Genomic DNA, 23,669 nt, shown 5'->3' on the forward strand with positions numbered 1-23,669 from the left:
CAGGCGGCGGGCTCGGTCACGTACGGCGCCCACTGGGGATCGCCGTCGTGGACGATGCCGATCAGCCGCCTGACCGGTGGCCCGGCCTTTGCCGGGGGGGTGTGGGGGGTCGTCCCCCCACGATGAAGCGCCTGACCGGCGGCCGGAGCGCAAGCGCGGCGTGGCCGGAACGGGCGGGCGACCTTATATTTGAGGCGTGCCACGTTATGACTACCGCTGCCGCGCCTGCGGGTCGACCTTCGAGGTCTCCCGGCCGATGATCAACGCGTCCGATCCCGCGCCGTGCCCGGAGGGGCACGACGACACGGTCAAGCTGCTGTCCACGGTCGCCGTGACCGGCTCGTCCCGCGGCGGCGCCCCGCAGCCCCCGCCGTCCGCCGGCGGCGGTGGCGGCGGTGGCGGCTGCTGCGGCGGAGGCTGCTGCTCCTGACGGCCCGCCGGGCGGGTCAACCGGCCTGCGCGGCGGCCTGCGCGGCGCGCATGGCGCGGCCCGTGGCGGCGGCGTCGTAGCCCGGCGGGACGCCCTGCAGCAGCACGGCCGTGCCCGGGATGTTGTCGGTGCGCATCCGGACGATCGCCTGGTAGGCGTCCGACGCGAACCAGGCGCGGGCGTTCGCCATGTCGGGGAACTCGATGAGGACGTACCCGCCCTCGAACGGGCCCTCCATCACCTCGGGGTCCGTGCCGTGCACGAGGAAGCGGCCGCCGAACGGGTCCATCGTGTCCTGGATGCGCTCGATGTAGGTGAAGACGTCGTCGTGCAGGGGCGGCTGCGGGAGCAGGTGGGCGAGCGCGTACGCGGTCATGGTGGTCTCCCCGGGCGGTGGTGCCGGGGCCCCGGTCGGCGGCCCCGGCCTTGCGTGCTCCACTCTGCCCGGGGAGGGGTAACGCGGTCGATTACCTGTCAGGTCATGCCCGGTGCTCGAGCTGCGAGACGTCCCGCGCGGCGCCGGTGGAGGCCGAGGTGGCCATCGCGGCGTAGGCGCGCAGCGCGGCGCTGACGGGACGCCGCCGGTCGCGGGGCCGGTAGCCGCCGAGGTCGGCCAGCAGCTTCTCGCGCCGGATCTCCAGCTCGTCCTCCGGGACGTCCAGCTCCAGGACGCGGTTCGGGATGTCGATGACGATGCGGTCGCCGTCCTCGACGAGGGCGATGATCCCGCCGCCCGCGGCCTCGGGGGACGCGTGCCCGATGGACAGCCCGGACGTCCCGCCGGAGAACCGGCCGTCGGTGATCAGCGCGCACGCCTTGCCGAGCCCGCGGCCCTTGAGGAAGCTCGTCGGGTACAGCATCTCCTGCATGCCGGGGCCGCCGCGGGGCCCCTCGTAGCGGATGACGACGACGTCGCCGGCCTTCACCTTGCCCGCGAGGATGCCCTCGGACGCCTCGTCCTGGCTCTCGAACACGACGGCCGGGCCGGAGAACGTCCAGAGCTCCTCCTCGACGCCCGCGGTCTTGACGATCGCGCCGTCGGGGGCGATGTTGCCGCGCAGGACGGCGAGGCCGCCGTCGGCGGTGTAGGCGTGCTCGGCGTCGCGGATGCAGCCCTCGGCGCGGTCGAGGTCGAGGTCCTTCCAGCGGTTGCTCTGGCTGAACGCGGACGTGCTGCGGACGCCGCCGGGCGCCGCGTGGAACAGCTCGACGGCCTCGGGCAGGACGTCGGGGGAGCGGACGTCCCACCGGGCGACGAACTCGGCGATGGACGGGCTGTGGATCGTGTGCGCGCCGGAGTTCAGCAGCCCGGCGCGGTGCAGCTCGCCGAGCAGCGCGGGGATGCCGCCGGCGCGGTGGCAGTCCTCGACGTGGTAGGTGGCCAGCGCGGGGGCCAGCTTGCACAGGCACGGCACGCGGCGGGAGACGGCGTCGATGTCGTCGAGGCCGAAGTCGACGCCGGCCTCGGTGGCGGCGGCGAGCAGGTGCAGGATCGTGTTGGTGGAGCCGCCCATGGCGACGTCCAGCACCATCGCGTTCTCGAACGCGTCCCACGTCGCGATGTTCAGCGGCAGGACGGACTCGTCGTCGTCCTCGTAGTACCGCTTCGCGATCTCGACGACGGTGCGTCCGGCCTTCTCGTAGAGGGCGCGGCGGGCGGTGTGGGTGGCGAGGACGGTGCCGTTGCCGGGCAGCGCGAGGCCGATCGCCTCGGTGAGGCAGTTCATCGAGTTGGCGGTGAACATGCCGGAGCAGGACCCGCAGGTCGGGCAGGCGCTCTCCTCCATCTCGGCGAGCTTGTCGTCGGCGACGGACTCGTCGGCGGAGGCGATCATCGGGTCGATGAGGTCGAGCTTGTTGCCGCCCATGACGCCCTCGACGGGCTTGCCGGCCTCCATCGGGCCGCCGGAGACGAACACGGTCGGGATGTTGAGCCGCATCGCGGCCAGCAGCATCCCCGGGGTGATCTTGTCGCAGTTGGAGACGCAGACGAGCGCGTCGGCGCAGTGCGCGTTGACCATGTACTCGACCGCGTCGGCGATCAGCTCGCGGGACGGCAGCGAGTACAGCATGCCGCCGTGGCCCATCGCGATGCCGTCGTCCACGGCGATGGTGTTGAACTCGCGGGGCACGCCGCCGGCCTCCTTGACGGCGCCGGCGACGACCTTGCCGACCTCGTCGAGGTGGACGTGGCCGGGCACGAACTGCGTGAAGCTGTTGGCGACCGCGACGATGGGCTTGCCGAAGTCCTCGCGCTCGACGCCGCTGGCCCGCATGAGCGCGCGGGCGCCCGCCATGTTCCTGCCGTGGGTGACCGTGCGTGACCTGAGCGGGGGCATCGTGACCTCTCTGACCTGTGACGTGCGCGAGCCCGGGTGCGCGCGCCGCGCCGGGGTCGGCGGGGCGGGCGATCTTCGCCCGGGTGTCGCGGTGGGTGTTCCGGGACGCTCGCAGCGGCGGATCGCGGCGCTGCCGCCGGCTCAGCGGAGGTCGCGCGCGGGCCGGCCCTTCCAGGTCCCCGATGGTATCAACGCGCGGCGGGCGCGCGAATTCCCGGGACGGCGCGGCCGGCCCGGTGATCTGTGCGAAGAGGACGCGCGGCGCGGTGCGGACGCGCGGTGCGCGGGAATCCGCGGGGGTTCGCGGAGAGGTGCGGCACCTCGGGCGGTCGAGGTGCCGCGTGTCGCGTCGGGGTTCAGACGGGGTACTTGGGCGGCAGGGCCTTCTCGGCCGCCTGGAAGATCCGCTGGACGTCGATGTCGGTGAGGATCTTCGGCCGGCGGCGCAGGTAGGCGCGCGCCCGGTTGCCCGCGTAGACGTCCACGTCCCGGACCCGCATGACCTTCCACGGGATGGACGGCCCGTAGATCGCCACGGAGGGCTGGACGGGGACCTCGAAGCCGACCCGGCCGGCGAGGATCTTGCTGGCCTGCTCGGCTTCCCAGCGGGCCTCGTCGAGCCGGTCCTTCTTGTTGACGGGGCCGTGGAACAGCTTCAGGTGGGACATCGTGCGCACGGGGAGGCGCTTGTCCCATTTCTCGGAGTCGATCGCGTAGACGCCGCTCGGCCCGATGACCAGGTGGTCGATCCGGCCGTCGCTGACGCCGTCCTTGTCGTGCGGCACCGCGCGGGCGTGCAGCACGAGGTAGCCGCGGCGCTCGAGCGCCTTCAGCTGCTTCTCGGTGCGGCGTTCGGCGGCCGAGGACTTCTGCCACGCCGGGACGCTCGAGCTCTTGCGGGTCACCCGGACGACGTCCGCGATGACCACGAGGACGGCGAGCGTGAATCCGGCGCGCAGGTCGATCAGGGCCCAGCCGACGACGAGGGCGACGACGGCCGCGGCGCCGCGGACGAGCCAGCGGCGGGCGCGGGGGTCGCCCAGCAGCCCGTCGAGGCCCGCGGCGCGCCCGCCCGCGCGGTCGCGCGTCAGTTCCTCCTCGTGGTCGTCCAGGCGGTCGTCCACGAGGTCGTCGGCGCGGTCGTCCGGGGGGCCGTCCGGCCGGTCGTTCACGGGAGGTTCACGCTGGTCACGCCTCTCTTCGGGTCCGGGCCCGGGACGCACCCGGGCCTCCTGTCCGTTGCCCCGCTCCGTGATCGCCATGAGTGACGCTCCGTATTCCTTTCCGATCGGGGGCATGATCCTCCGTGCGCAGAGTAATCAGTCGTGCCGGGGTCGAACTAGTCATCTGGGGTTAATAGTTTTGTCCCCGCTCGTGAGTGATTCACTTACGCGGCCGGTGGGTATGGTGGTAATTCACCTCCCTTCCGTCTCGGGGGTGCCCGCCTACGCGGAGGGCCGTCCCGTTGATGCCCGCGCACGGGACGTCTACGGTTCCTTTTCGTGACACATCCCCATGACCTCGGCGTCAGGGAGACGGCCTCGGCCGTCCGGACCCGGGAGCTGTCCCCCGTCGAAATCGCCGACCACTACCTCAAGCGCATCGAACGCCTGAACCCACGGGTCGGGGCGTACGTGACGGTGACCGCGGACCTCGCGCGCGAGCAGGCGCGCGCGGCCGAGAAGGCGGTGCTGGACGCCGCCGACCCGGCGGAGCTGCCGCCGCTCCTCGGCGTCCCGATCCCGATCAAGGACCTGAACCTCGTGGCGGGCGTCCGGACGACGTTCGGCTCGTCCGCGTTCGCCGACCTGAAGGGCTTCGCGGACGACTCGGTCGTGCGGCTGCTGCGCGACGCCGGGTCGGTGATGCCCGGGAAGACGACGACGCCCGAGTTCGGGCTGCCGTGCTACACCGAGAGCGCCGTGGCGCCGGCGGCCCGCACCCCGTGGGACCTGTCGCGGTCGGCGGGCGGGTCGAGCGGCGGCGCGGCGGCGGCCGTCGCGGCCGGGCTGGCCCCCGGGGCGCAGGGCAGCGACGGCGGCGGGTCGATCCGGATCCCGTCCAGCGCGTGCGGCCTGTTCGGGATCAAGCCGACGCGCGGCCGGATCTCGCAGGGGCCGATCAGCGCGGACCTGTTCGGGCTGGCGACGAACGGGCCGATCGCGCGCAGCGTCCGGGACGCGGCGCTGCTGCTGGACGTCATGGCCGCGCCGATGTACGGGGACCTGTTCCGGGCGCCGGCGGCCGAGGGGACGTTCCTGTCGTTCGCGGACCGGCCGCCGGGGCGGCTGCGGATCGCGCGCAGCATCGAGTCCGCGGTGCCGGACGCGACCGTCCACCCGGACTGCGTCGCCGCCTACGAGGAGGCGACGGCGCTGCTGACGGAGCTGGGGCACGAGGTCGTGGACCTGCCGCGGGTCGACGCGTCCGAGCTGCTGCCGCACTTCGAGACGCTGTGGGCGGCGATGGCGACGACGACGCCCGTCCCGCCGGAGAGCGAGCACCTGCTGCAGCCGCTGACGCGCTGGCTGCGGGCGCGCGGCGAGGCCATCACGGCGCCGCAGCTGCTGAACGCGCAGGCGACGCTGCAGGGCGCGTTCCGTCTCGCGCTGGAGATGATGGACGAGTACGACGCGATCCTGCACCCGACCCTGGCGCAGCCCCCGGCCCCCGTGGGGTACTTCCACGACCAGGAGCCCGAGGAGAACTTCGCACGGCAGACGCGCTTCACGCCCTTCTGCGCGATGTACAACCTGTCGGGGCAGCCCGCGGTGAACGTCCCGCTGCACTGGACGGACGAGGGCCTGCCCATCGGCGTCATGCTCGCGGGCCGGATCGGCGGGGAGGGCACCCTCATCTCCCTGTCGGCGCAGCTCGAGGAGGCCCGCCCCTGGGCCGGCCGGAAGCCGCCCGTCTGGAGCGAGTAAGACCGGCCGCGCGCGACGGATGAGCCCGCGCGGACGGGGCAGTGGTACAGCGTGGTGGAAGAGGAACTCGCCGCGCTGGCGCGGCGGTACGGCGTCGCGACCCGCTACACCGACTGGCGGGGGCGCGAGACCGGCGTCGCGCCCGACACGCTCCGCTCCGTCCTCGCGGCGCTCGGCCTGGACGTGTCGTCCCCCGCGGCCGTCCGGGAGGAGCTGGAACGCGAGCGGGAGCGGGATCGGACGCGGCTGCTCCCGCCGGTCGTCGTCGCCCGCCGCGGCGAGGACCCGCCGCGGCCGCCCGGCCGTCCGGACCTGGCCGTCGAACTCGCGGACGGGACCGAGCGCCCGGTCGACGGCGACGTCCCGCCGGGCTGGCACCGGCTGCACGCGCGACTGGGGGAGCGGCACGAGAACGTCCCCTTCCTGATGGCCCCGCGCGCGCTTGCGCGTCCCGAACGGGCGTGGGGATTCACCGTGCAGCTGTACTCCGTGCGGTCGAGGGCGTCGTGGGGCATCGGCGACCTGCGCGACCTCGCGGACCTCGCGTCCTGGAGCGGCCGCGACCTCGGCGCCGGGTTCCTGCTCATCAACCCGCTGCACGCGACCGAGACCGTCCCGCCGGTCGGCCCGTCGCCCTACTCGCCGATGAGCCGCCGCTTCGCCGCGCCGCTCTACCTGCGCGTCGAGGACCTCCCCGAGTACGCCGCGCTGCCCGCCGCCGACCGGGACCGGCTGGCCGCGCTCGGCGCGCCGCTGCGCCCGGACGGCGTCGCGGTGCGGCCGACCGACCGGAGCATCGACCGGAGCATCGACCGGAGCGCGGCCTGGGCGGCGAAGCTGCAGGCGCTCGAGTCGCTGTACCGGCTCCCGCGCGGCGCCGTCGAGCAGCGCGCGTTCGCGGAGTTCCGGGCCCGCGAGGGCGGCGCGCTCACCATGTTCGCGACCTGGTCGGCGCTCGCCGAGAAGCACGGCCCGGACTGGCGGGCCTGGCCCGCCGAGCTCCGCGACGCCGGGAGCCGCGCCGTCGCCGCCGAGGCCGCGCGGCTCGCCGACCGCGTCGAGTTCCACGCGTGGCTGCAGTGGCGGCTGGACGGGCAGCTCGCGGCGGCGCAGGCGGCGGCGCGGGACGCGGGCATGCCGATCGGGATCGTGCACGACCTGGCGGTGGGCGTCGCGCACGGCGGCGCCGACGCCTGGATGTACCGGGACCTGTTCGCGCCCGGCATGAGCGTCGGCGCGCCGCCCGACGAGTTCAACCAGCGCGGCCAGGACTGGGGGCAGCCGCCGTGGCACCCGCGCCGCCTCGCCGAGGCCGCCTACGCGCCGTTCCGGGACATGCTCGCGGCGGCGTTCCGGCACGGCGGCGGGCTGCGCCTCGACCACGCCATGCAGGTGTCGCGGCTGTGGTGGGTGCCCGAGGGCGGCTCGGCGGCCGACGGCACGTACGTCCGCTACGACCGGGACGCGCTGCTCGGCTGCCTCGCGTGGGAGGCCGAGCGGGCGGGCGCCGTCGTCGTCGGCGAGGACCTCGGGACGGTCGAGCCGGAGGTGCGGGAGGCGCTCGCCGCGCACGGCGTCCTCGGGACGTCGCTGCTGTGGTTCGAGCGGGACGAGCGGGGCCGGCCGAAGCAGGCGCGGCGGTGGCGGGAGCCGTCGCTGGCGACGGTGGGGACGCACGACATGCCGCCGATCACCGGTTTCCTGCACGGCGACCACATCGACCTGCGCGACCGGCTCGGCCTGCTCACCCGTCCCCGCGCCGAGGAGGAGGACGAGCACCGGCGGCACCTCGCCGACTGGCTCGCGCTCCTGCACGCCGAGGGGCTGCTGCCCGCGCCGCCCGAGACGATCCTGCGGGCGCTGGCCGAGGGGTCGGGCGAGTACGACGAGCGGGTCGTCGCGGCGCTGCACGGCTTCCTCGCCCGCACGCCCGCCCGGCTCGTCGGCGTCTCGCTCGCCGACGCCGTCGGGGAGCGCCGCACCCAGAACCAGCCGGGCACGGTCGACGAGTACCCGAACTGGCGGGTGCCGCTGGCCGGCGCGGACGGGCGGCCGGTCCTGGTCGAGGACCTGCCGTCCCGCCCGCTGCCGTCCGTGGAGCCGGTGCGGCCGTCGCCGGGCGGCGTCAGCCCAGCGTCGCCGTGATGCGCGTCGTGACGTCGTGCAGCAGGGTGTCCGGGACGATCGGCGCCGCGGCGATCGCGGAGAACAGGGCGGGCAGCCCGGGCAGCGGGTAGGGGTCGTCGCCGGCGGCGCCCATCGCGGCGGCGCCGAGCGGGCGGCGGCACAGCGACCTGCGGGCCCGGTCCCACGCCGCCTGGACCTCCTCCGGCGACGGCACCCCGAAGCCGTGCCCGACGGGCGCGGCGTGCCGCAGCTTCACGAGGGCGCCGTCGGCGAAGTCGTTCGCCAGCCCGCAGCGTTCGGCGAGGTCGGCGCGGACGGCGTCGTCCAGCCGGGTCACGACCGTGCAGGGGGTGCGGCAGCGGGCGGCGCAGTCGCCGAGCGCGGACGCGACCTGGCTGTGCTGCCGGTCGAGGTAGGCGCGCCAGCCCGGCGGCGGCATCGTCGCGACCCGCAGCGCGCGCTCGCACGCGGACCGCTCGGGCCGCGTGTGGTCGCACTCGCGCGGCGCGTCCGGCTCGACCGGCACGCCCCACCGGCTGCCCTCGCCGCCGACGGCGGCGGCGAGCAGCGCCGGGTCGCCCGCGTGGCCGAGCACCGGCTCCCACGCCAGCATCGCCAGGTACTCGCCCGCGATGTGCACGGCGGCGACGAGCGCCGCCATCTCGCGGCGGTGCCAGCGCACCGCGATGACCTCCAGCAGCAGCGCGTACGCGGGGCGCAGGCTCGCGAGGGCGCCGCGCGGCCGCTCCCGGGGCGCCTGCGGCATGCGGCTGGCGCGCGCCCGGTCCAGCAGGTCCGGCGGGACGTCCCCGGCGGCCTCGGGCATCCCGAAGTCCTCGGCGTCCAGGTCGAGGACGCGCTGCCCGAACGCGCACAGCGCCGCCACCTCGCGGGTCCGGCCGTCGGCGGCGAGGGTGCCCTCGTCGAGCAGCGCCTCCAGGTCGCCGAACGCGTGCCGGCGCGCCAGTGCGGTCAGGACGTCCCGTGCGGTCTCCATCCCGCCGCTTCCTCTCTTGTTGTTCGGGGGGCCGTGGCCGTGCGGGGACCCGCACGGCCACGGATGGGTCGTCAGGACGCCGACGCGTCCTGCGCGCGCGCCCGCAGCGCACGCGCGACCCCGTCGCGTCCCTCGGACAGCAGCCGGACGAGCGCCGCCGGGGGCGTGTTCTCCTCGATGTACGCCTCGGTGCGGTCGATCGTGGACTGCTCGATCACCAGGAAGGGGTAGGCGCTCTCGGCGAACGTCTGCGACATGTCGCTGCTCCACTCCTTCCAGATGCGGCCGACCTCGGCGAAGTACCGGTCGACGTACGGGACGAGCAGCCCGGCCTGGTCGGGCTCGACGAACCCGCCGAGCGTCGCGCGGTACACGGCGTTCGGCAGGTCGCCGGACACGATCCGCTCCCACGCGGCGGCCTTGGCGTCGGCGGTCGGGATCGCGGCCGTGCAGGCGGCGGCGTGCCGCTCGCCCGCCGCCGTCCGGTCCCGCTCGTGCTCGGCGTCGATCTCGTCCTGCCCGGCCTTGCCGGTGACGACGAGGCGGCGCAGCAGCGTCCAGCGCAGGTCGGTGTCGACGGTGAGGCCGTCGAGCTTCTCCGACCCGTCCAGCAGGCCCCGGACGGACGCCAGGTGCGCGTCGCTGATCGCGGAGCCGGCGAACGCCTGGACGTACGCGAGCTGGAAGTCCGACCCGGCCTCGGCCTCGCGGGCCAGCTCCCACAGCGTGTCGGCCATCAGCGCGAGGCCCTCGTCCCGCCACGCCGGGTCGGCGTACTGCTGGACGGCGAGGCGCGCCTGCCGCAGCAGCGTCTGCGTGACCGAGATGTCGGTGACGCCCCGGACGCCCTTCGCGACGAGCCGGACGTAGTCGCGCGTCGCCATCTCGGCGTCCCGCGTCATGTCCCAGGCCGCCGACCAGCACAGCGCGCGCGGCAGGCCCTCCCGGATGTCGCCGATCCCCTCGACGAGGGTGCTCAGCGAGTGGTCGTCGAGCCGCACCTTCGCGTAGGTGAGGTCGTCGTCGTTGACGAGCACCAGGTCGGGCCGCTTCTGCCCGACGAGCTGCGGCACCTCGGTGCGCGCCCCGACGACGTCGAGCTCGACGCGCTCGCGGCGGACGATGCCGTCGGGCGTCCGGTCGTACAGGCCGATCGCGACGCGGTGCGACCGCAGCGTCGGGTAGTCGGGCTTCGCCTCCTGCAGGACGGCGAACGACGCGAAGTTCCCGTCCCCGTCGACCTCGTACCGCGGGCGCAGCGTGTTGACCCCCGCGGTCTCCAGCCACTCCTTCGACCACGCGCCGAGGTCGCTGCGCCCGGACGTCTCCTCCAGCGCGCTCAGCAGGTCGGTGAGGACCGTGTTGCCCCACGCGTGCCGGTCGAAGTAGCGGCGGACGCCCTCCAGGAAGTTGTCGCGGCCGACGTAGGCGACGAGCTGCTTGAGGACGCTCGCGCCCTTCGCGTACGTGATGCCGTCGAAGTTCACCTCGACGGCCCGGATGTCGGGGATGTCGGCGGAGATCGGGTGCGTGGACGGGAGCTGGTCCTGCCGGTACGCCCACGCCTTCATCAGGTTCGCGAACGTCGTCCACGACGCCGTCCACTTCGTGGCCTCCGACTGGCACAGCACGCTCATGTACGTCGCGAACGACTCGTTCAGCCACAGGTCGTCCCACCAGCGCATGGTGACCAGGTCGCCGAACCACATGTGCGCCATCTCGTGCAGGATCGTCTCGGCGCGCCGCTCGTACGCCGCGTCGGTGACCCGCGACCGGAAGACGTAGTCCTCCAGGAAGGTGACGGCGCCCGCGTTCTCCATCGCGCCCGCGTTGAACTCGGGCACGAACAGCTGGTCGTACTTCGCGAACGGGTACGGGCGCCCGAAGACCTTCTCGAAGTACGCGAACCCCTGCCGGGTGACGTCGACGATCGCGGGGGCGTCCAGGTGCTCGGCCAGCGACGCCCGGCAGTACACGCCGAGCGGGATGACGGTGCCGTCCTCGCGCCGGTACTCGTCGCGCACCACGTGGTACGGCCCGGCGATCAGCGCGGTGATGTAGGTGGAGATCTGCGGCGTCGGCATGAAGTGCCAGTCGCCGCCCTCCCGCTTCTCGGCCGCCTCGTTGGTGACGACCTCCCAGTCCTCGGGGGCGCGCACCTTGAACTCGAACGTCGCCTTGAGGTCGGGCTGGTCGAAGCACGTGTACATGCGGTGCGCGTCGGCCGTCTCGAACTGCGAGTACAGGTAGACGCCGCCGTCCACCGGGTCCACGAACCGGTGCAGGCCCTCGCCCGACCGGGAGTAGGCGCAGTCGGCGACGACGCGGAGCTCGTTCTCGGCGGCCAGGCCGGGCAGCGGGAGGCGACCCTTCTCCGCGTCGTAGGACGCGGGGTCCAGCGCGGTGCCGTTCAGCGTCGCCTCCCGCACGACCGCGCCGTGCAGGTCGACGAACGTGGACGCCCCCGGCTCGGCGCTCCCGAACCTGATCACGGTCGTGGAACCGAACCGCTCCTCACCGGTCGTGAGGTCCAGTTCGACCGCGTAGGACTCGACGGTGAGCAGCCGTGCCCGTTCCCGCGCCTCGTCGCGCGTGAGGTTGCCTGCCACATGAACTCCTCGGTCGGCTTATGGCTTGATCCCTCATGTCTACCAACAGGGCGGCCGACCCGTTGGTAGACAGGTCCTCCGCGCGGAATTCCGGCCCGTCCCATCCGGGGGAAATGCGGACGGCCGGGGAGGAGTTGTCGCTCTTGTAGACCGGTCTAGAAGGAGACGCACGATGACGCAGGACGCCCGTACCCCCGTGGACTTCTGGTTCGACCCGCTGTGCCCCTGGGCGTGGATCACCTCCCGCTGGATCCTGGAGGTCGAGAAGCTGCGCCCGATCGACGTGCGCTGGCACGTGATGAGCCTCGCCGTCCTGAACGAGGACAAGGACATCCCGGAGGAGTACCGGAAGATGCTCGAGACGGCGTGGGGCCCGGTGCGGGTCTGCATCGCCGCCGAGCAGAAGTACGGCGCCGAGGTGCTGGGACGGCTGTACACCGAGCTCGGGACGCGCCGCCACCACGACAAGCGCGACTTCGGGCCTGAACTGCTGGCGGAGGCCCTCACCGCCGCCGGGCTGGACCCGTCCCTCGCCGAGGCCGCCGACTCGACGGCGTACGACGAGGCGCTGCGCGCGTCCCACAAGGACGGCATCGACCGCGTCGGCCAGGAGGTGGGCACCCCGGTCATCGAGGTCGAGGGCAGCGCGTTCTTCGGCCCGGTGGTGACGCCGATCCCGCGCGGCGAGGACGCGGTGAAGCTGTTCGACGGCGTGGTGGCCGTGGCGAGCACCCCGGGATTCTTCGAGCTCAAGCGGACCCGGACCGAGGAGCCGTCCTTCGACTGACCCGGCGTCTGAACCGCGCCTGAACCGGGTGCCCGAACCGGTGCCCGGAACCGGCCGCGAACCGTAGTTGCGAGGCTATTGCAACTGCAACCGTCGCGCCGCACACTGTCCCTGCTGTGGTCGCCTACGGCAGGGCGGTGAGGGATGCACGCACCGGACGGATTCATCGACGCGCCCGTCTCGATCGCGGCGGGCGCCGTCGCGGTCGCCGGAGTCGGGCTGGCGCTGCGCGGCGCCGCCCGCGAACTCGACGACCGGACGGCGCCGCTCGCGGGACTCACCGCGGCGTTCGTCTTCGCCGCGCAGATGCTGAACTTCCCGGTCGCGTCCGGGACCAGCGGGCATCTGCTCGGCGGGGCGCTCGCCGCGATCCTCGTCGGCCCGTGGGCGGGCGCCCTGTGCGTGGCGGTCGTCCTGCTGCTGCAGGCGCTGCTGTTCGCCGACGGCGGCCTCACCGCGCTCGGCGTCAACGTCGTCACGATGTCGCTGGTCACGGTCGCCGTCGCGTACCCGCTGTTCCGCGCGCTCGTCCGGGTCCTGCCGAAGACCCGCCCGGCCGCGGCCGGGGCGTCGTTCGCCGCGGCGCTGGTGTCGGTGCCGGCCTCGGCCGCCGCGTTCACCGCGCTGTACGCGCTGGGCGGCACGACCGACGTCCCGATCGGGACGGTCGCGGGCGCGATGGTCGGCGTGCACGTCCTCATCGGCGTCGGCGAGGCGCTGATCACGGCGGCGACGGTGTCGAGCGTCCTCGCCGTCCGGCCCGACCTGGTGCACGGCGCCCGCGAGCTGCGCAGACCGCCGGAGCTGCGCGCGCGGGAGCCGGGCGCGGGCGGCGCCGACCGGGCCGAGCCGTCGCAGGCGTGAGGGAGAGGGCCGTGCAGACCAAACGCTTCTTCGCCGGGTTCCTGATCGTGTCGCTGATCCTGGCCGGGATCGTCAGCCACTACGCCAGTTCGAGCCCCGACGGCCTGGAGAAGGTCGCCGCGGACAAGGGCATCGCCGCGAAGGAGAAGGAGCACGCGCTGGCCGGCTCCCCGCTCGGCGACTACGGCGTCGAGGGAGTGGACGACGGACGGCTGTCCGGCGGGCTCGCCGGGCTGATCGGCGTCGGCCTCACGCTCGCGGCGGGCGGCGGGCTGTTCTGGGCGATCCGGCGGCGCGGCGGCGCCGAGCCCCGCACGGGGTCCGGGACCGCGTCCCGGACGGGCTAGTGGGCGCGGGCCACGCGCACCGGCTCCACCTGCCGGGCGACTCGCCGGTGCACCGGCTGCCGCCGCACTGCAAGCTCGTCGCGGTGCTGGCGTTCGTCCTGCTGGTCGTGGCGACGCCGCGCGAGCGGATGTGGGCGTTCGGCGGGTACGCGGTGCTGCTCGCGGCGGTCGCGCTCGCCGCCCGGGTGCCGTTCGGGACGGTCGCGCGGCGCGTCGTCATCGAGGTCCCGTTCGTCGCGTTCGCGCTGCTCATGCCGTTCATCGCGACCGGCGAGAAGGTCACCGTGCTCGGGCTGCGGCTGAGCGAGGACGGGCTGTGGGGCGCGTGGAACATCCTCGCGAAGGGCACCCTCGGCGTGGTCGCGTCCGTCCTGCTGGCCGCCACGACCGAGCCGCGCATGCTGCTGCTCGGCCTCGAACGGCTCCGCGTGCCGCGCCTCATCGTGCAGATCGCCGGGTTCATGCTGCGGTACGGCGACGTCGTGGCCGCCGAGCTCGGCCGGATGCGGACGGCGCGCGCGTCCCGCGGGTTCGAGGCGCGCGACGTCCGCGCCACGGGCGTCCTCGCGAAGTCGCTGGGCGCGCTGTTCCTGCGCTCGTACGAGCGCGGGGAGCGCGTGCACCTGGCGATGGTGAGCCGCGGATACGACGGCCGCATGCCGGTGCTGCACGACATCGGCGCGACGCCCGTCCAGTGGACGGCCGCCGCCGCGCTCCCGCTCGCCGCGTCCCTGGTGACGCTGACCGCCTGGATGGGCGCATGACCCCTTCCCTGGACGTGCGCGGCCTCGCCTACGCCTACCCGGACGGGACGCAGGCGCTGTTCGGCGTCGACCTGACGATCGGGCGCGGCGAGCGGGTCGCGCTGCTCGGGCCGAACGGCGCGGGCAAGACGACGCTCGTCCTGCACCTGAACGGCATCCTGCACGGCGGCCTCGGCGAGGTGCGGGTCGGCGGGCTCGCCGTCGACCCGGGCGACCGCGCGGCGCTGCGGGAGGTGCGGCGCCGCGTCGGGATCGTGTTCCAGGACCCCGACGACCAGCTGTTCATGCCGACGGTCCGCGAGGACGTCGCGTTCGGCCCCGCCAACCTGGGGCTGCGCGGCGCCGAGCTGGACGCGCGCGTCCGGTCCGCGCTCGACCGGGTGGGGATGGCGCACGCCGCCGACCGGCCGCCGCAGCACCTGTCCTTCGGGCAGCGCCGCCGCGTCGCGGTCGCGACCGTCCTGGCGATGGAGCCGGAGATCCTCGTGCTGGACGAGCCGTCGTCCAACCTCGACCCGGCGAGCCGCCGCGAGCTGGCGGAGATCCTGCTGGGGCTCGACGTGACCGTCCTGATGGTCACCCACGACCTCCCGTACGCGGCCGAGCTGTGCCCGCGTTCGGTGATCCTGTCCGGCGGGGTGATCGCCGCCGACGCCCCAACCCCGGACCTGCTCGCCGACGCGGAGCTGCTCCGCGCGCACCGCCTCGAGCTGCCGTTCGGGTTCGACCCCGCCGCCGCGCGCCGCTGAGCCGCCGGGTCGGCGGTCCTCGGGGCCTTCTCGGCCGTTCCGCTTGCCTGACGCGCCCGCCTCCGCCAGACTCGTGATTCCGGAAGTGGCAATGATTTTCATATCCGAAACGGGGGCATTTCACCGTGAAGGTTGCGTTCGTCGGCAAAGGCGGCAGCGGCAAGACCACCCTGTCGTCGCTCTTCGTCCGGCACCTGGCGGGCCGCGGGCTGCCGGTGGTCGCCATCGACGCCGACATCAACCAGCACCTCGGCGTGGCGCTCGGCCTCGACGAGGACCGCGCCGCCAAGATTCCCGCGATGGGCGATCACCTCACCGACATCAAGGAGTACCTGCGCGGCGCGAACCCGCGCGTCTCGTCCGCGTCGGCCATGGTCAAGACGACGCCGCCCGGCGAGGGGTCGAGGCTGCTCGACTTCCGCGGCGACGACCCGATCCACCGGCTGGCCGAGGACGTCAACGGCGTCACGCTGCTCGCCACCGGCCCGTTCAACGACGACGACCTCGGCGTGGCGTGCTACCACTCCAAGACCGGGGCCGTCGAGCTGTACCTCAACCACCTCGTCGACGGGCCGGGCGAGTACGTCGTCGTGGACATGACCGCCGGGGCCGACACGTTCGCGTCCGGGCTCTTCACCCGGTTCGACCTGATGTTCCTCGTCGCCGAACCCACCCGCAAGGGCGTCGGCGTCTACCGGCAGTACACCGAGTACGCCCGCGACTACGACGTCGCGATCCGCGTCGTCGGCAACAAGGTGCAGACCGACGAGGACGTCGCCTACCTGCGCGAGCACGTCGGCGACGACCTGCTGACGTGGCTCGGCCAGTCCGCGTCCGTCCGCGCGCTGGAGCAGGGCCGCACCGGCGTCGCGCTGGAGGAGGGCAACGAGGCCGCGCTGTCGCGGATGCGCGCCGAGGTCGACTCCCGCGTCAAGGACTGGGAGAAGTTCCAGCGGCAGGCCGTCGAGTTCCACGTGAAGAACGCCCGGAGCTGGGCGAGCCGGGCCGTCGGCGAAGACCTGGAGAACCAGGTGGATCCCGCGTTCCGCTTCCCGGAGCCGGCCGCCCGGAGCCGCGCCTGACCGGAACGCCCCGGTTTCGGGCATCCGGCCGTGCACCCGGCGTGATGTAGGGCCTACCGTCGCGGGGGCGGCGGCACTAACCTGCGCGCCATGACGATGCGGCGGATGGTGATGACGGCCGGGGGCGCGGTGCTCCCGGTCGTGGCGATCGCTCTGATCTTCGGGAACCAGTGGGCGGTCGAGGCGATCCTCGGGGAGGGGCGCGAGGGCGGGCTGTGGCCGCTGCTGTACTGGCTGCAGCACCCGCAGTGGCGCCTCTACCCCGAAGGGTTCTACAACTGGGGCTACGTCATCTCGCTGGACTTCGGCCTGCTCCTGTTCTTCGTGCTCCTCGCGGGCCTCGTCGTCGCCGGCGTCCGCGCCGTCGACCCGAACCGGGGGATGCTCGGCGCGGTCGTCACGGGCTGGTGGGCCTGCGTCGTCGCCTCGGGCCTCTCGAGCCTCGTCGCCGGGCTGCTGATCGGCCTGACGCTCGACATCTCGCCGCCCGGGCAGAGCATCGTCTGGAACTCCGTCGCGGGCGGCGCCGCCTTCGGCTTCGCCTACGGCTGGATCGCGGGCCTCGGCGCCCTCGCCGGGTTCCACCTCGGCCGCGACCGCGGGTTCGGCGGGCAGGCGCCCGCGCAGCAGGGGTACGCCCCGCAGGGCTACGGTCAGCAGCCCTACCAGCAGCAGGGCGCGCCGATGCAGCCGCAGCTCCCGCCCGTCCCCGGGCAGCCGCCCGTCCCGGGCCAGCCCGTGCCCGGACAGCAGCCGTACGCGCCGCCGCAGCACCCGGCCCACGTCCCGTACGTCCCGCCGCAGGGCGGGCCCCAGCAGCCCGTCTGGGGCGCCGCGCCGCAGCAGCCGTCCGTCCCGCAGCCGTTCGTCCCGCAGCAGCCGTCCGCGCCCGAGCAGTCCGCGCCCGAGCAGCCCGCTCCGCCGCCCGCGCCGGACGCCCCCACGCTCGACCCGCCGACGCAGGCGGACGACGAGACGGTGCCCGCCGAGTCCGGCGACGCCCCGGCATCGGGCGGCGGCGACCTCGCCGACAAGACGATGCTCGACCACGACCCGGGCGCCGGCGACGACCGTCCGATGCCGCCGCCCGCCTGACCCGGCACCGCCGCCCGCCCGGCGCCCCGGGGACGAACGACGCGCGTGGACCTGCGACAATCGGGCCCATGCGCGTCTTTCTTGGAACCGATCACGCCGGCTTCGAGCTCAAGGAGCACCTGGTCTCCTGGCTGAAGGAGAACGGGCACGAGCCCGTCGACTGCGGCGCGTTCGAGTACGACGCCGCCGACGACTACCCGCCGTTCGTCCTGCGGGCGGCGGAGCGGACGGCGGCGGAGCCGGGCACGTTCGGGATCGTCCTCGGCGGCTCCGGGAACGGCGAGGTCATGGCCGCGAACAAGGTGCAGGGCGTGCGGGCGGCGCTCGTCTGGAACGAGGACACCGCGGTCCTCGCGCGCGAGCACAACGACGCCAACGTCATCAGCATCGGCGCGCGCCAGCACGACGCCGCGACCGCCGCCCGCTTCGTCGAGCTGTTCCTCGCCACCGAGTACTCCAAGGAGTCGCGGCACACCCGCCGCATCGACATGCTGACGGCCTACGAGCAGACCGGCGTCGTCCCCGGCGCCTGAGGGGCGACGGCGCCGCGCCGCCGCGGAGCGGGGCTAGGAGCGGCCGCCGCGCTTGTCCTGGCGGCGGCGCTCGTTCTTCGCGGCGCGGCTGCGCTTCGGCGCCCGCGCGGGCGCGGGGACGTCCTCGCCCGCGGGGCGCGGGCGGGAGACGTCGCGCGCCCGCATCGCCGCGTCCACCGTGATGCGCATGCCCGGCTGACCCATCCGTCGCCTCCTCGTGTCCCGTCCCGCGGGCACCGCCGGCCCCGGAAATCTCCTGAACAGGGCTTGTACCCGGAAATCTTGCGACTGGACCGTTACAAGGAGTGACGGGTGGCGTGGATCCCGTCCGGGGCGGGTCATTGCTCGATACAGTGCCGGAGTCATGCTTCAACGTCTGGTGCAGCGCCTGCCGCCGAGAGTGCGGGCCTTCCTGCGCAGGATCCCGGTCCTCGTGGTCCTGTACCGGTTGCTGCGCCGCGGGCGGCTGACCCGCGACCGGTACGTGTTCGCGGCGCTGGCGGTGCTCGCGGTGGTGATCGGGGCGGCGACGGCGAACGACACGCGGGGGCTGGCGCCGTCGGGCGTCCTGGTGCTGGTCGTGCTGGGCGGCGGGCTGCTGCTGCGGGTGCGGAGCCTGGTGGCCCTGCTGGTCATCGTCGTGGCGATGGTGTGCTTCGCGGCGTGGCACAACGGCCCCGCGATCGGGTGGGGCATGATCGCGACGCTGGCGGTGACGGCGGTGCTGGCGCTCACGCTCGCGCGGACGCGGCAGCAGCTGGGCGTCCAGGGCCTGCGCGGCGACTCGATGCTGCTCGACCTGCGCGACCGGCTGCGGCGGCAGGGCGAGCTGCCGGAACTGCCGGACGGCTGGTCGTCGCAGGTCGTGCTGCTGCAGGCGGGCGGGTCGTCGTTCGGCGGCGACTTCGTGGTGTCGGCGTGCGAGGGCGACGTGCTCGAGGTGGCCCTCGTCGACGTCTCGGGCAAGGGCACGGACGCGGGCACACGGGCCCTCATGCTGTCGGGTGCTTTCGGCGGTTTGCTTGGATCGATCCAACCTGACCGTTTCCTCCAGGCGTGCAACGTGTACCTGCAGCGCCAGCGGTGGGACGAGGGGTTCGTCACCGCCGTGCACGTGGTCGTCGACCTGCGGACGGGCGAGTACACGGTCGAGTCGGCGGGGCACCCCCCGGCCGTCCAGTTCGACGCGAGCAGCGGAGCGTGGCAGGTCAGCCCCGCCAAGGGCGTGGTGCTCGGGGTCGTGCCCGAGGTGTCGACCGTCCCCGAGCACGGGCGGCTGCGGCCCGGCGACGCGCTCCTGCTCTACACCGACGGGCTGGTCGAGTCACCCGGCCTGGACCTGGACGCCGGCATCGACCGGCTGCTCGGCGAGGCGGAACGGCTCGTCCCGCACGGGTTCCGCAAGGGCGCGCGGGAACTGGTGGAGCGGATGGCCGCCGCCCGCGACGACGACTGCGCGCTCGTCCTGATCTGGCGCACCTGACCCCCGGCGCGCCCGACCCGGCGCGCCCGGCGTCAGCGGCGCCGCTGCCGCACCGGCGTCCGCCGCGCGTGGACCTGGACGGACGTCGCGCGCGGCTCGCCCCGGCCCTGCAGGCCCGTGATGATCGCCCAGAGCAGCGCCGTGCCCGCGGCGGCGCCCGCGCCCGCGAGCAGCCGGGTGCGCGGCGACGCCCAGCCGCCGGTGCCGCCGAGCGGCGCGAACGTCTTCGTCGGGACGCCCGGGTCGGCGGCGGTCGGCCGGGCCCGGCGGGCGGGCCGGAACGGGCCCGGCGTCGTGCGCGCCCGCAGTGCCCCGGACGGCGCCGCGGCGAGCGCCGGGCCGGCCCCCTGGACGGCGCCCTGCACCGCGCCCCGGACGGCGCCCCGCACCGCGCTCTGCACGGCGCCCGACATCGAGCCGGACACCGTGCCCGGCATCGCACCCGACATCGTGTCCGGCACCGAGACCCCCGCGGGCACCCCGCACGGCTGCGGCTGCTCCACCAGCGTCAGCAGCAGGTCCGCGGCGGTGGGGCGGGCGGCCGGGTTCTTCGCCAGCGCCGACCGGACGGCCGGGACGAGCGCCTCCGGGAGCCCGTCGAGGTCGGGTTCGCCGGTCGTGACGCGCAGCCGCGCCGGGTCGCCGCCGAACGGCATCCGGCCGGTGCCGGCGTGCGCGATGAGGCAGCCCCACGCGAAGATGTCGGCGGCCGGGGTGGCGGCGCCCCCGACGAGGACCTCCGGCGCCATCCAGCCGGGCGTGCCGAGCACCTTCCCGGACCTGCCCGCCCGGTCCGTCCCGCGGGCGCCGCGGGCGTCCTGGCTGCCGGCGATGCCGAAGTCGATGACGCGGCACCCGGACAGCGTGAGCATGACGTTGGCCGGTTTCAGGTCGCGGTGCACGAGCCCGGCGGCGTGGATCGCGGCGAGCGCGGACGCGACGCCGACCGCGACGCCGTGCAGGTCGCCGGGCGGCAGCGGGCCGTTCGCCGCGAGCCGGTCGTGCAGCGAGACGCCGCCGACGTAGTCGGTGACGAGGTACGGGCGGCCGTCCTCCTCGCCGTGCGCGAGCACGCGCGCGGTGCAGAAGGACGCCACGCGGCTCGCCAGGTACGCCTCGTCCTTGAACCGCCGGCGGTAGGACGGGTCGCGGGCGAGGTGCGGGTGGATCGTCTTCACCGCGACGCGCCCGCCCGACTCGGGGTCCGTCCCGAGGTACACGGTGCCCATGCCGCCCGAGCCGAGACGGCCGAGCAGGGGGTGCCCGCCGACGACCCGGGGGTCCGCCGGCTCCAGCGGCCGGATGTCTGCGTCCATGGTGGTGTCCCGACTCCCTCGCGTATCTCCCGTCCGTCCATCCCCGCTCGTTCGCAAAATATGGCGCGTTTGTGCAGGAACTGACTGGAAGAAGGGCCTCGGTGCCGCCCTGAGTGCAGTGTGCCCGCCGCGGGTGGCGCGGGGGTTTCGGTGGGGTATGTGGGGATGTTTCGCTGCGCAATGCTTCGGTAACAACCTGTTCTGCGCACTCCTCCCGGGCGCTCGGCGCACGGCGGCCGCCGCGCGGCACGGAAAGGGGGAGGGGGCGCCGCAGTGATCTTCCGGGGCGCGTGGACGCCCTCGCGCTGGTCGGTGCGGGCCCGCGTCACCGCCGTCGCGACCGTCGTCGTCGCGGTGCTGCTGACGGTCGGCGTGACGGGCTTCTACTTCTCGCTGCGCCGCACCGTGAACACCCACCTCCACGACCGGGGCCTGATCGTGGCCCGCGACCTCGCCACGCTCGTCCGGACGAGCGAGCCGCGCGGCGCGCTGCCGATCCGCGACCCCGACTTCTCGCTGCTGCAGGTCGTGACGCCGCAGGGCGAACTGCTCGCGGCCAGCGACGCCCTCCGCGGGCAGGGCCCGCTCCGCCTGCCCGCCCCGTCCGAACCGGGCGGCACCCGCTCCTACGTCACCGAGGTGCCCGGCGTGGCGCCGGACGTCTACGTCATCGCCACGCGCGTCCAGAGCCCGGACGGCCCCCGCATCGTCTACGCGGGCGCGCCGATCGCCATCTACACGATGAACAAGGGCTTCTTCATCGGGGCGCTCGCGACCGGCGTCGTGCTCGGCACCGCGCTGACGTCGTGGATCGTCGCGTTCGCGGTGCGCCGCGCGCTGCGGCCCGTCCGGGTGATGAGCGCGGAGCTCGCGCAGATCACCGGCGGCGACCACGGCCGCGTCACCGTGCCCGAGCAGCACGACGAGGTGTCGGAGCTGGCCCAGTCGGTGAACCTCACGCTGTACCGGCTGGAGCAGGTGCTCACCCGGCAGCGCGCGTTCGTCGCGGACGTCTCGCACGAGCTGCGCAGCCCCATCACCGGCCTGTGCGCCCAGCTGGAGGTGGCGCTGCAGGCCCCCGAGGACGAGGACTGGCCCGCGGTCGCGCGCGCCGCGCTCGCCGACGCCGACCGCCTGCAGGGCATCGTGTCGGACCTGCTCATCCTCGCCCGCCTCGGCTCGGGCGTCGAGGCCGAACCGCACCCCCTGGACCTCGGCGCGTTCGTCCGGGAGGAGGCCGGGCGGCGCCCCCGGCGGGTGCCGGTGCACATCGACGCCGCCGAGGGCGTCACGATCCGGGGGGTGCCCCACCAGCTCGCGCGGGTGCTGACGAACCTGCTCGACAACGCCGAGCGGCACGCGCGGTCGTGGGTGCGGGTCACCGTGGCGGCCGACGGGCCGGACGCCGTCCTGGAGGTGCTCGACGACGGCGCGGGCATCGCCCGCGACGACCGCGAGCGGGTCTTCCGCCGCTTCACCCGGCTGGACGAGGCGCGGCGCCGCGACCGGAGCGGCACCGGCCTCGGCCTCCCCATCTCCCGCGACATCGCCGTCGCGCACGGCGGCTCGCTCGTCGTCGCCGACAGCGACGCGGGCGCCCGGCTCGTCATGCGGATCCCCCGCGATCCGCCCCCCGGCGCGACCCCCGCGTGACCGCCCGCCCGGCGTCCGGTCATCATGCTGGGGACCGCCGTCGAAGGGAGCCCTGTGTCGGAACGGGTCGGGGCGCGCGAACTGCTGCGCCGGGTACTGGACGAGGGCACGTGGACGACGTGGGACGAACCGGCCGGCGCGGGGACCGGGCCCGCGCCGGACTCCGCCTACGGCGCGGAGCTCGCCGCCGCGCGCGAGCGCAGCGGGTGCGACGAGGCCGTCCTCACCGGCGAGGGACGGCTGCGCGGGCGCCGCGTCGCGTTCGTCGTGTCGGAGTTCCGGTTCCTCGCGGGATCGATCGGGCGGGCCACCGCCGACCGGATCGTCGCCGCCGTCGAGCGCGCCACCGCCGCGGGACTGCCGCTGCTCGCCGCGCCGTCCTCCGGCGGCACCCGGATGCAGGAGGGCACGGCCGCGTTCGTCCAGATGGCCCGCATCACCGGGGCCGTCATGGCGCACCGCGCGGCCGGGCTCCCGTACCTCGTCTACCTGCGGCACCCGACGACCGGCGGGGTGTTCGCGTCGTGGGGCTCGCTCGGGCACGTGACGGCCGCCGAGCCGGGCGCGCTGATCGGCTTCCTCGGCCCGCGCGTGTACGAGGGCCTGTACGGGGAGCCGTTCCCGCCGGGCGTGCAGGTCGCGGAGAACCTCGCCGCGAAGGGCCTGCTGGACGCCGTGGTACCGATCGACGACCTGGCCGCGATCGCCTCGGGCGCCCTCGCGGTCCTCTGCGGGCGCCCGCCGGCCACCCGCCCACCGTCCACCCGTCCGGAGACGAAGGCCGCCGCTGAGAGGGGTGCTGCGGAGGCGGGGGGTCGGGACGGTGACGACGCGTGGGATTCGATCGAGCGGTCTCGGCGGGCCGGGCGTCCCGGGGTCGCCGAGTTGCTGCGGCACGGTGCGTCCGACGTCACGCCGCTTTCCGGGACGGGGCAGGGGGAGGCCGACCCGGGGCTGCTGCTGGCGCTCGCCCGGTTCGGCGCGGCGCCGTGCGTCCTCGTCGGGCAGGACCGCCGGTCGCAGCGGGCCGGGCATCCGCTCGGGCCGGCCGGGCTGCGCGTCGCCCGGCGCGGCATGGCGCTCGCCGCCGAACTCGGCCTGCCGCTGGTCACCGTGGTCGACACGCCCGGCGCCGTGCCGTCCGCCGAGGCGGAGGAGGGCGGCCTGGCGGGGGAGATCGCCCGCTGCCTCGCCGACCTGCTGACCCTCGCCGCGCCGACGCTCTGCCTGCTGCTCGGCGAGGGCACCGGCGGGGCGGCGCTCGCGCTGCTGCCCGCCGACCGGGTCCTCGTGGCCCGGCACGGCTGGCTGTCGCCGCTGCCGCCCGAGGGCGCGTCGGTGATCGTGCACCGCACCCCCGGCCGGGCCGCCGAGCTCGCGGCGGCCCAGGGCGTCCGGTCGTCCGACCTGCTGCGCGCCGGGACCGCGGACGTCCTGGTGGACGAGCTGCCGGACGCGGCCGACGAGCCCGCGGCGTTCTGCCGCCGCGCCGCCGCGGCGATCGAGCGGGAACTGTCCGGGCTCGCGGCGGGGAGCCCCGCCGCCCGGCAGGCCCGGTACCGCTGAG

At 74.8% G+C, this 23,669-nt stretch carries 21 protein-coding genes; 14 read left to right on the forward strand and 7 right to left on the reverse strand.

The window, feature by feature from the left end; all coding sequences use genetic code 11:
* Positions 1-196 precede the first annotated feature (196 nt).
* Positions 197-430 (forward strand): FmdB family zinc ribbon protein, encoded by a 234-nt coding sequence (locus AB0L25_RS12090; protein WP_500171220.1) that lies wholly within the window; start codon positions 197-199, stop codon positions 428-430.
* A gap of 16 nt (positions 431-446) precedes the next feature.
* Here AB0L25_RS12090 and AB0L25_RS12095 read toward each other — a convergent pair whose 3' ends face one another.
* From AB0L25_RS12095 to AB0L25_RS12105, 3 genes are all read right to left on the reverse strand, one after another.
* A complete protein-coding gene (locus AB0L25_RS12095) occupies positions 447-806 on the reverse strand; it encodes a DUF1330 domain-containing protein (RefSeq protein ID WP_500171222.1) in 360 nt (119 codons plus the stop codon).
* A 103-nt stretch (positions 807-909) separates the two neighbouring features.
* Positions 910-2,769, reverse strand: a complete 1,860-nt coding sequence (gene ilvD, locus AB0L25_RS12100; RefSeq protein ID WP_500171224.1) for a dihydroxy-acid dehydratase — start codon at positions 2,767-2,769, stop codon at positions 910-912.
* A 356-nt stretch (positions 2,770-3,125) separates the two neighbouring features.
* Positions 3,126-3,941, reverse strand: coding sequence for a nuclease-related domain-containing protein (locus AB0L25_RS12105; RefSeq protein WP_500171226.1), 816 nt, complete (start codon positions 3,939-3,941; stop codon positions 3,126-3,128).
* A 330-nt stretch (positions 3,942-4,271) separates the two neighbouring features.
* Between AB0L25_RS12105 and AB0L25_RS12110 the strand changes: the two genes are divergently transcribed.
* Both AB0L25_RS12110 and malQ read left to right on the forward strand, forming a co-directional pair.
* Positions 4,272-5,696, forward strand: coding sequence for an amidase (locus AB0L25_RS12110; RefSeq protein ID WP_500171228.1), 1,425 nt, complete (start codon positions 4,272-4,274; stop codon positions 5,694-5,696).
* Positions 5,697-5,747: 51 nt separating this feature from the next.
* Positions 5,748-7,841 carry a 4-alpha-glucanotransferase gene (malQ, locus tag AB0L25_RS12115; RefSeq protein ID WP_500171229.1) on the forward strand — a complete coding sequence of 698 codons (2,094 nt, stop codon included), beginning with the start codon at positions 5,748-5,750 and terminating at the stop codon, positions 7,839-7,841.
* Here the strand turns inward: malQ and AB0L25_RS12120 are convergent.
* On the reverse strand, positions 7,822-8,820 hold the full coding sequence (locus AB0L25_RS12120; protein ID WP_500171231.1) for a hypothetical protein: 999 nt from the start codon (positions 8,818-8,820) through the stop codon (positions 7,822-7,824). The genes malQ and AB0L25_RS12120 overlap by 20 nt on opposite strands.
* A gap of 71 nt (positions 8,821-8,891) precedes the next feature.
* Positions 8,892-11,429, reverse strand: coding sequence for an aminopeptidase N (gene pepN, locus AB0L25_RS12125; protein WP_500171233.1), 2,538 nt, complete (start codon positions 11,427-11,429; stop codon positions 8,892-8,894).
* 172 nt (positions 11,430-11,601) lie between these two features.
* On the opposite strand from pepN, the gene AB0L25_RS12130 reads away from it, so the two are divergent.
* The 8 genes from AB0L25_RS12130 (at position 11,602) to AB0L25_RS12165 (ending at position 17,650) form a co-directional block, all read left to right on the forward strand.
* Positions 11,602-12,216, forward strand: coding sequence for a DsbA family oxidoreductase (locus AB0L25_RS12130; protein ID WP_500171235.1), 615 nt, complete (start codon positions 11,602-11,604; stop codon positions 12,214-12,216).
* 144 nt (positions 12,217-12,360) lie between these two features.
* Positions 12,361-13,080 (forward strand): energy-coupling factor ABC transporter permease, encoded by a 720-nt coding sequence (locus AB0L25_RS12135; protein WP_500171236.1) that lies wholly within the window; start codon positions 12,361-12,363, stop codon positions 13,078-13,080.
* An 11-nt stretch (positions 13,081-13,091) separates the two neighbouring features.
* Positions 13,092-13,427, forward strand: coding sequence for a PDGLE domain-containing protein (locus AB0L25_RS12140; RefSeq protein ID WP_500171238.1), 336 nt, complete (start codon positions 13,092-13,094; stop codon positions 13,425-13,427).
* Positions 13,427-14,191 carry a cobalt ECF transporter T component CbiQ gene (cbiQ, locus tag AB0L25_RS12145; RefSeq protein ID WP_500171240.1) on the forward strand — a complete coding sequence of 255 codons (765 nt, stop codon included), beginning with the start codon at positions 13,427-13,429 and terminating at the stop codon, positions 14,189-14,191. Before AB0L25_RS12140 ends, cbiQ begins: the two co-directional genes overlap by 1 nt.
* Positions 14,188-14,940 carry an energy-coupling factor ABC transporter ATP-binding protein gene (locus AB0L25_RS12150; RefSeq protein ID WP_500171242.1) on the forward strand — a complete coding sequence of 251 codons (753 nt, stop codon included), beginning with the start codon at positions 14,188-14,190 and terminating at the stop codon, positions 14,938-14,940. Before cbiQ ends, AB0L25_RS12150 begins: the two co-directional genes overlap by 4 nt.
* Positions 14,941-15,065: 125 nt before the next feature.
* On the forward strand, positions 15,066-16,022 hold the full coding sequence (locus tag AB0L25_RS12155) for an ATP-binding protein (protein ID WP_500171243.1): 957 nt from the start codon (positions 15,066-15,068) through the stop codon (positions 16,020-16,022).
* Between the two features lie 90 nt (positions 16,023-16,112).
* Positions 16,113-17,117, forward strand: a complete 1,005-nt coding sequence (locus AB0L25_RS12160; RefSeq protein ID WP_500171245.1) for a hypothetical protein — start codon at positions 16,113-16,115, stop codon at positions 17,115-17,117.
* Between the two features lie 68 nt (positions 17,118-17,185).
* Positions 17,186-17,650 (forward strand): ribose-5-phosphate isomerase, encoded by a 465-nt coding sequence (locus AB0L25_RS12165; protein WP_500171247.1) that lies wholly within the window; start codon positions 17,186-17,188, stop codon positions 17,648-17,650.
* Positions 17,651-17,683: 33 nt separating this feature from the next.
* On the opposite strand, the gene AB0L25_RS12170 is transcribed toward AB0L25_RS12165, so the two are convergent.
* Complete coding sequence (locus AB0L25_RS12170) at positions 17,684-17,854, reverse strand: hypothetical protein (RefSeq protein WP_500171249.1); 171 nt, start codon at positions 17,852-17,854, stop codon at positions 17,684-17,686.
* Between the two features lie 160 nt (positions 17,855-18,014).
* Here AB0L25_RS12170 and AB0L25_RS12175 point away from each other — a divergent pair, with 160 nt between their 5' ends.
* Positions 18,015-19,133, forward strand: a complete 1,119-nt coding sequence (locus AB0L25_RS12175; RefSeq protein ID WP_500171251.1) for a PP2C family protein-serine/threonine phosphatase — start codon at positions 18,015-18,017, stop codon at positions 19,131-19,133.
* Positions 19,134-19,165: 32 nt separating this feature from the next.
* Here the strand turns inward: AB0L25_RS12175 and AB0L25_RS12180 are convergent, their stop codons facing one another.
* A complete protein-coding gene (locus tag AB0L25_RS12180; protein WP_500171252.1) occupies positions 19,166-20,449 on the reverse strand; it encodes a serine/threonine-protein kinase in 1,284 nt (427 codons plus the stop codon).
* Between the two features lie 273 nt (positions 20,450-20,722).
* Between AB0L25_RS12180 and AB0L25_RS12185 the strand changes: the two genes are divergently transcribed.
* Together AB0L25_RS12185 and AB0L25_RS12190 are read left to right on the forward strand one after the other, a co-directional pair.
* Positions 20,723-22,102, forward strand: a complete 1,380-nt coding sequence (locus AB0L25_RS12185) for a sensor histidine kinase (RefSeq protein WP_500171254.1) — start codon at positions 20,723-20,725, stop codon at positions 22,100-22,102.
* Positions 22,103-22,126: 24 nt separating this feature from the next.
* Positions 22,127-23,668 carry a carboxyl transferase domain-containing protein gene (locus tag AB0L25_RS12190; RefSeq protein WP_500171256.1) on the forward strand — a complete coding sequence of 514 codons (1,542 nt, stop codon included), beginning with the start codon at positions 22,127-22,129 and terminating at the stop codon, positions 23,666-23,668.
* Position 23,669: the final 1 nt, after the last annotated feature.

The organism is Spirillospora sp. NPDC052242, from assembly GCF_040679555.1.
Lineage (GTDB): Bacteria > Actinomycetota > Actinomycetes > Streptosporangiales > Streptosporangiaceae > Spirillospora.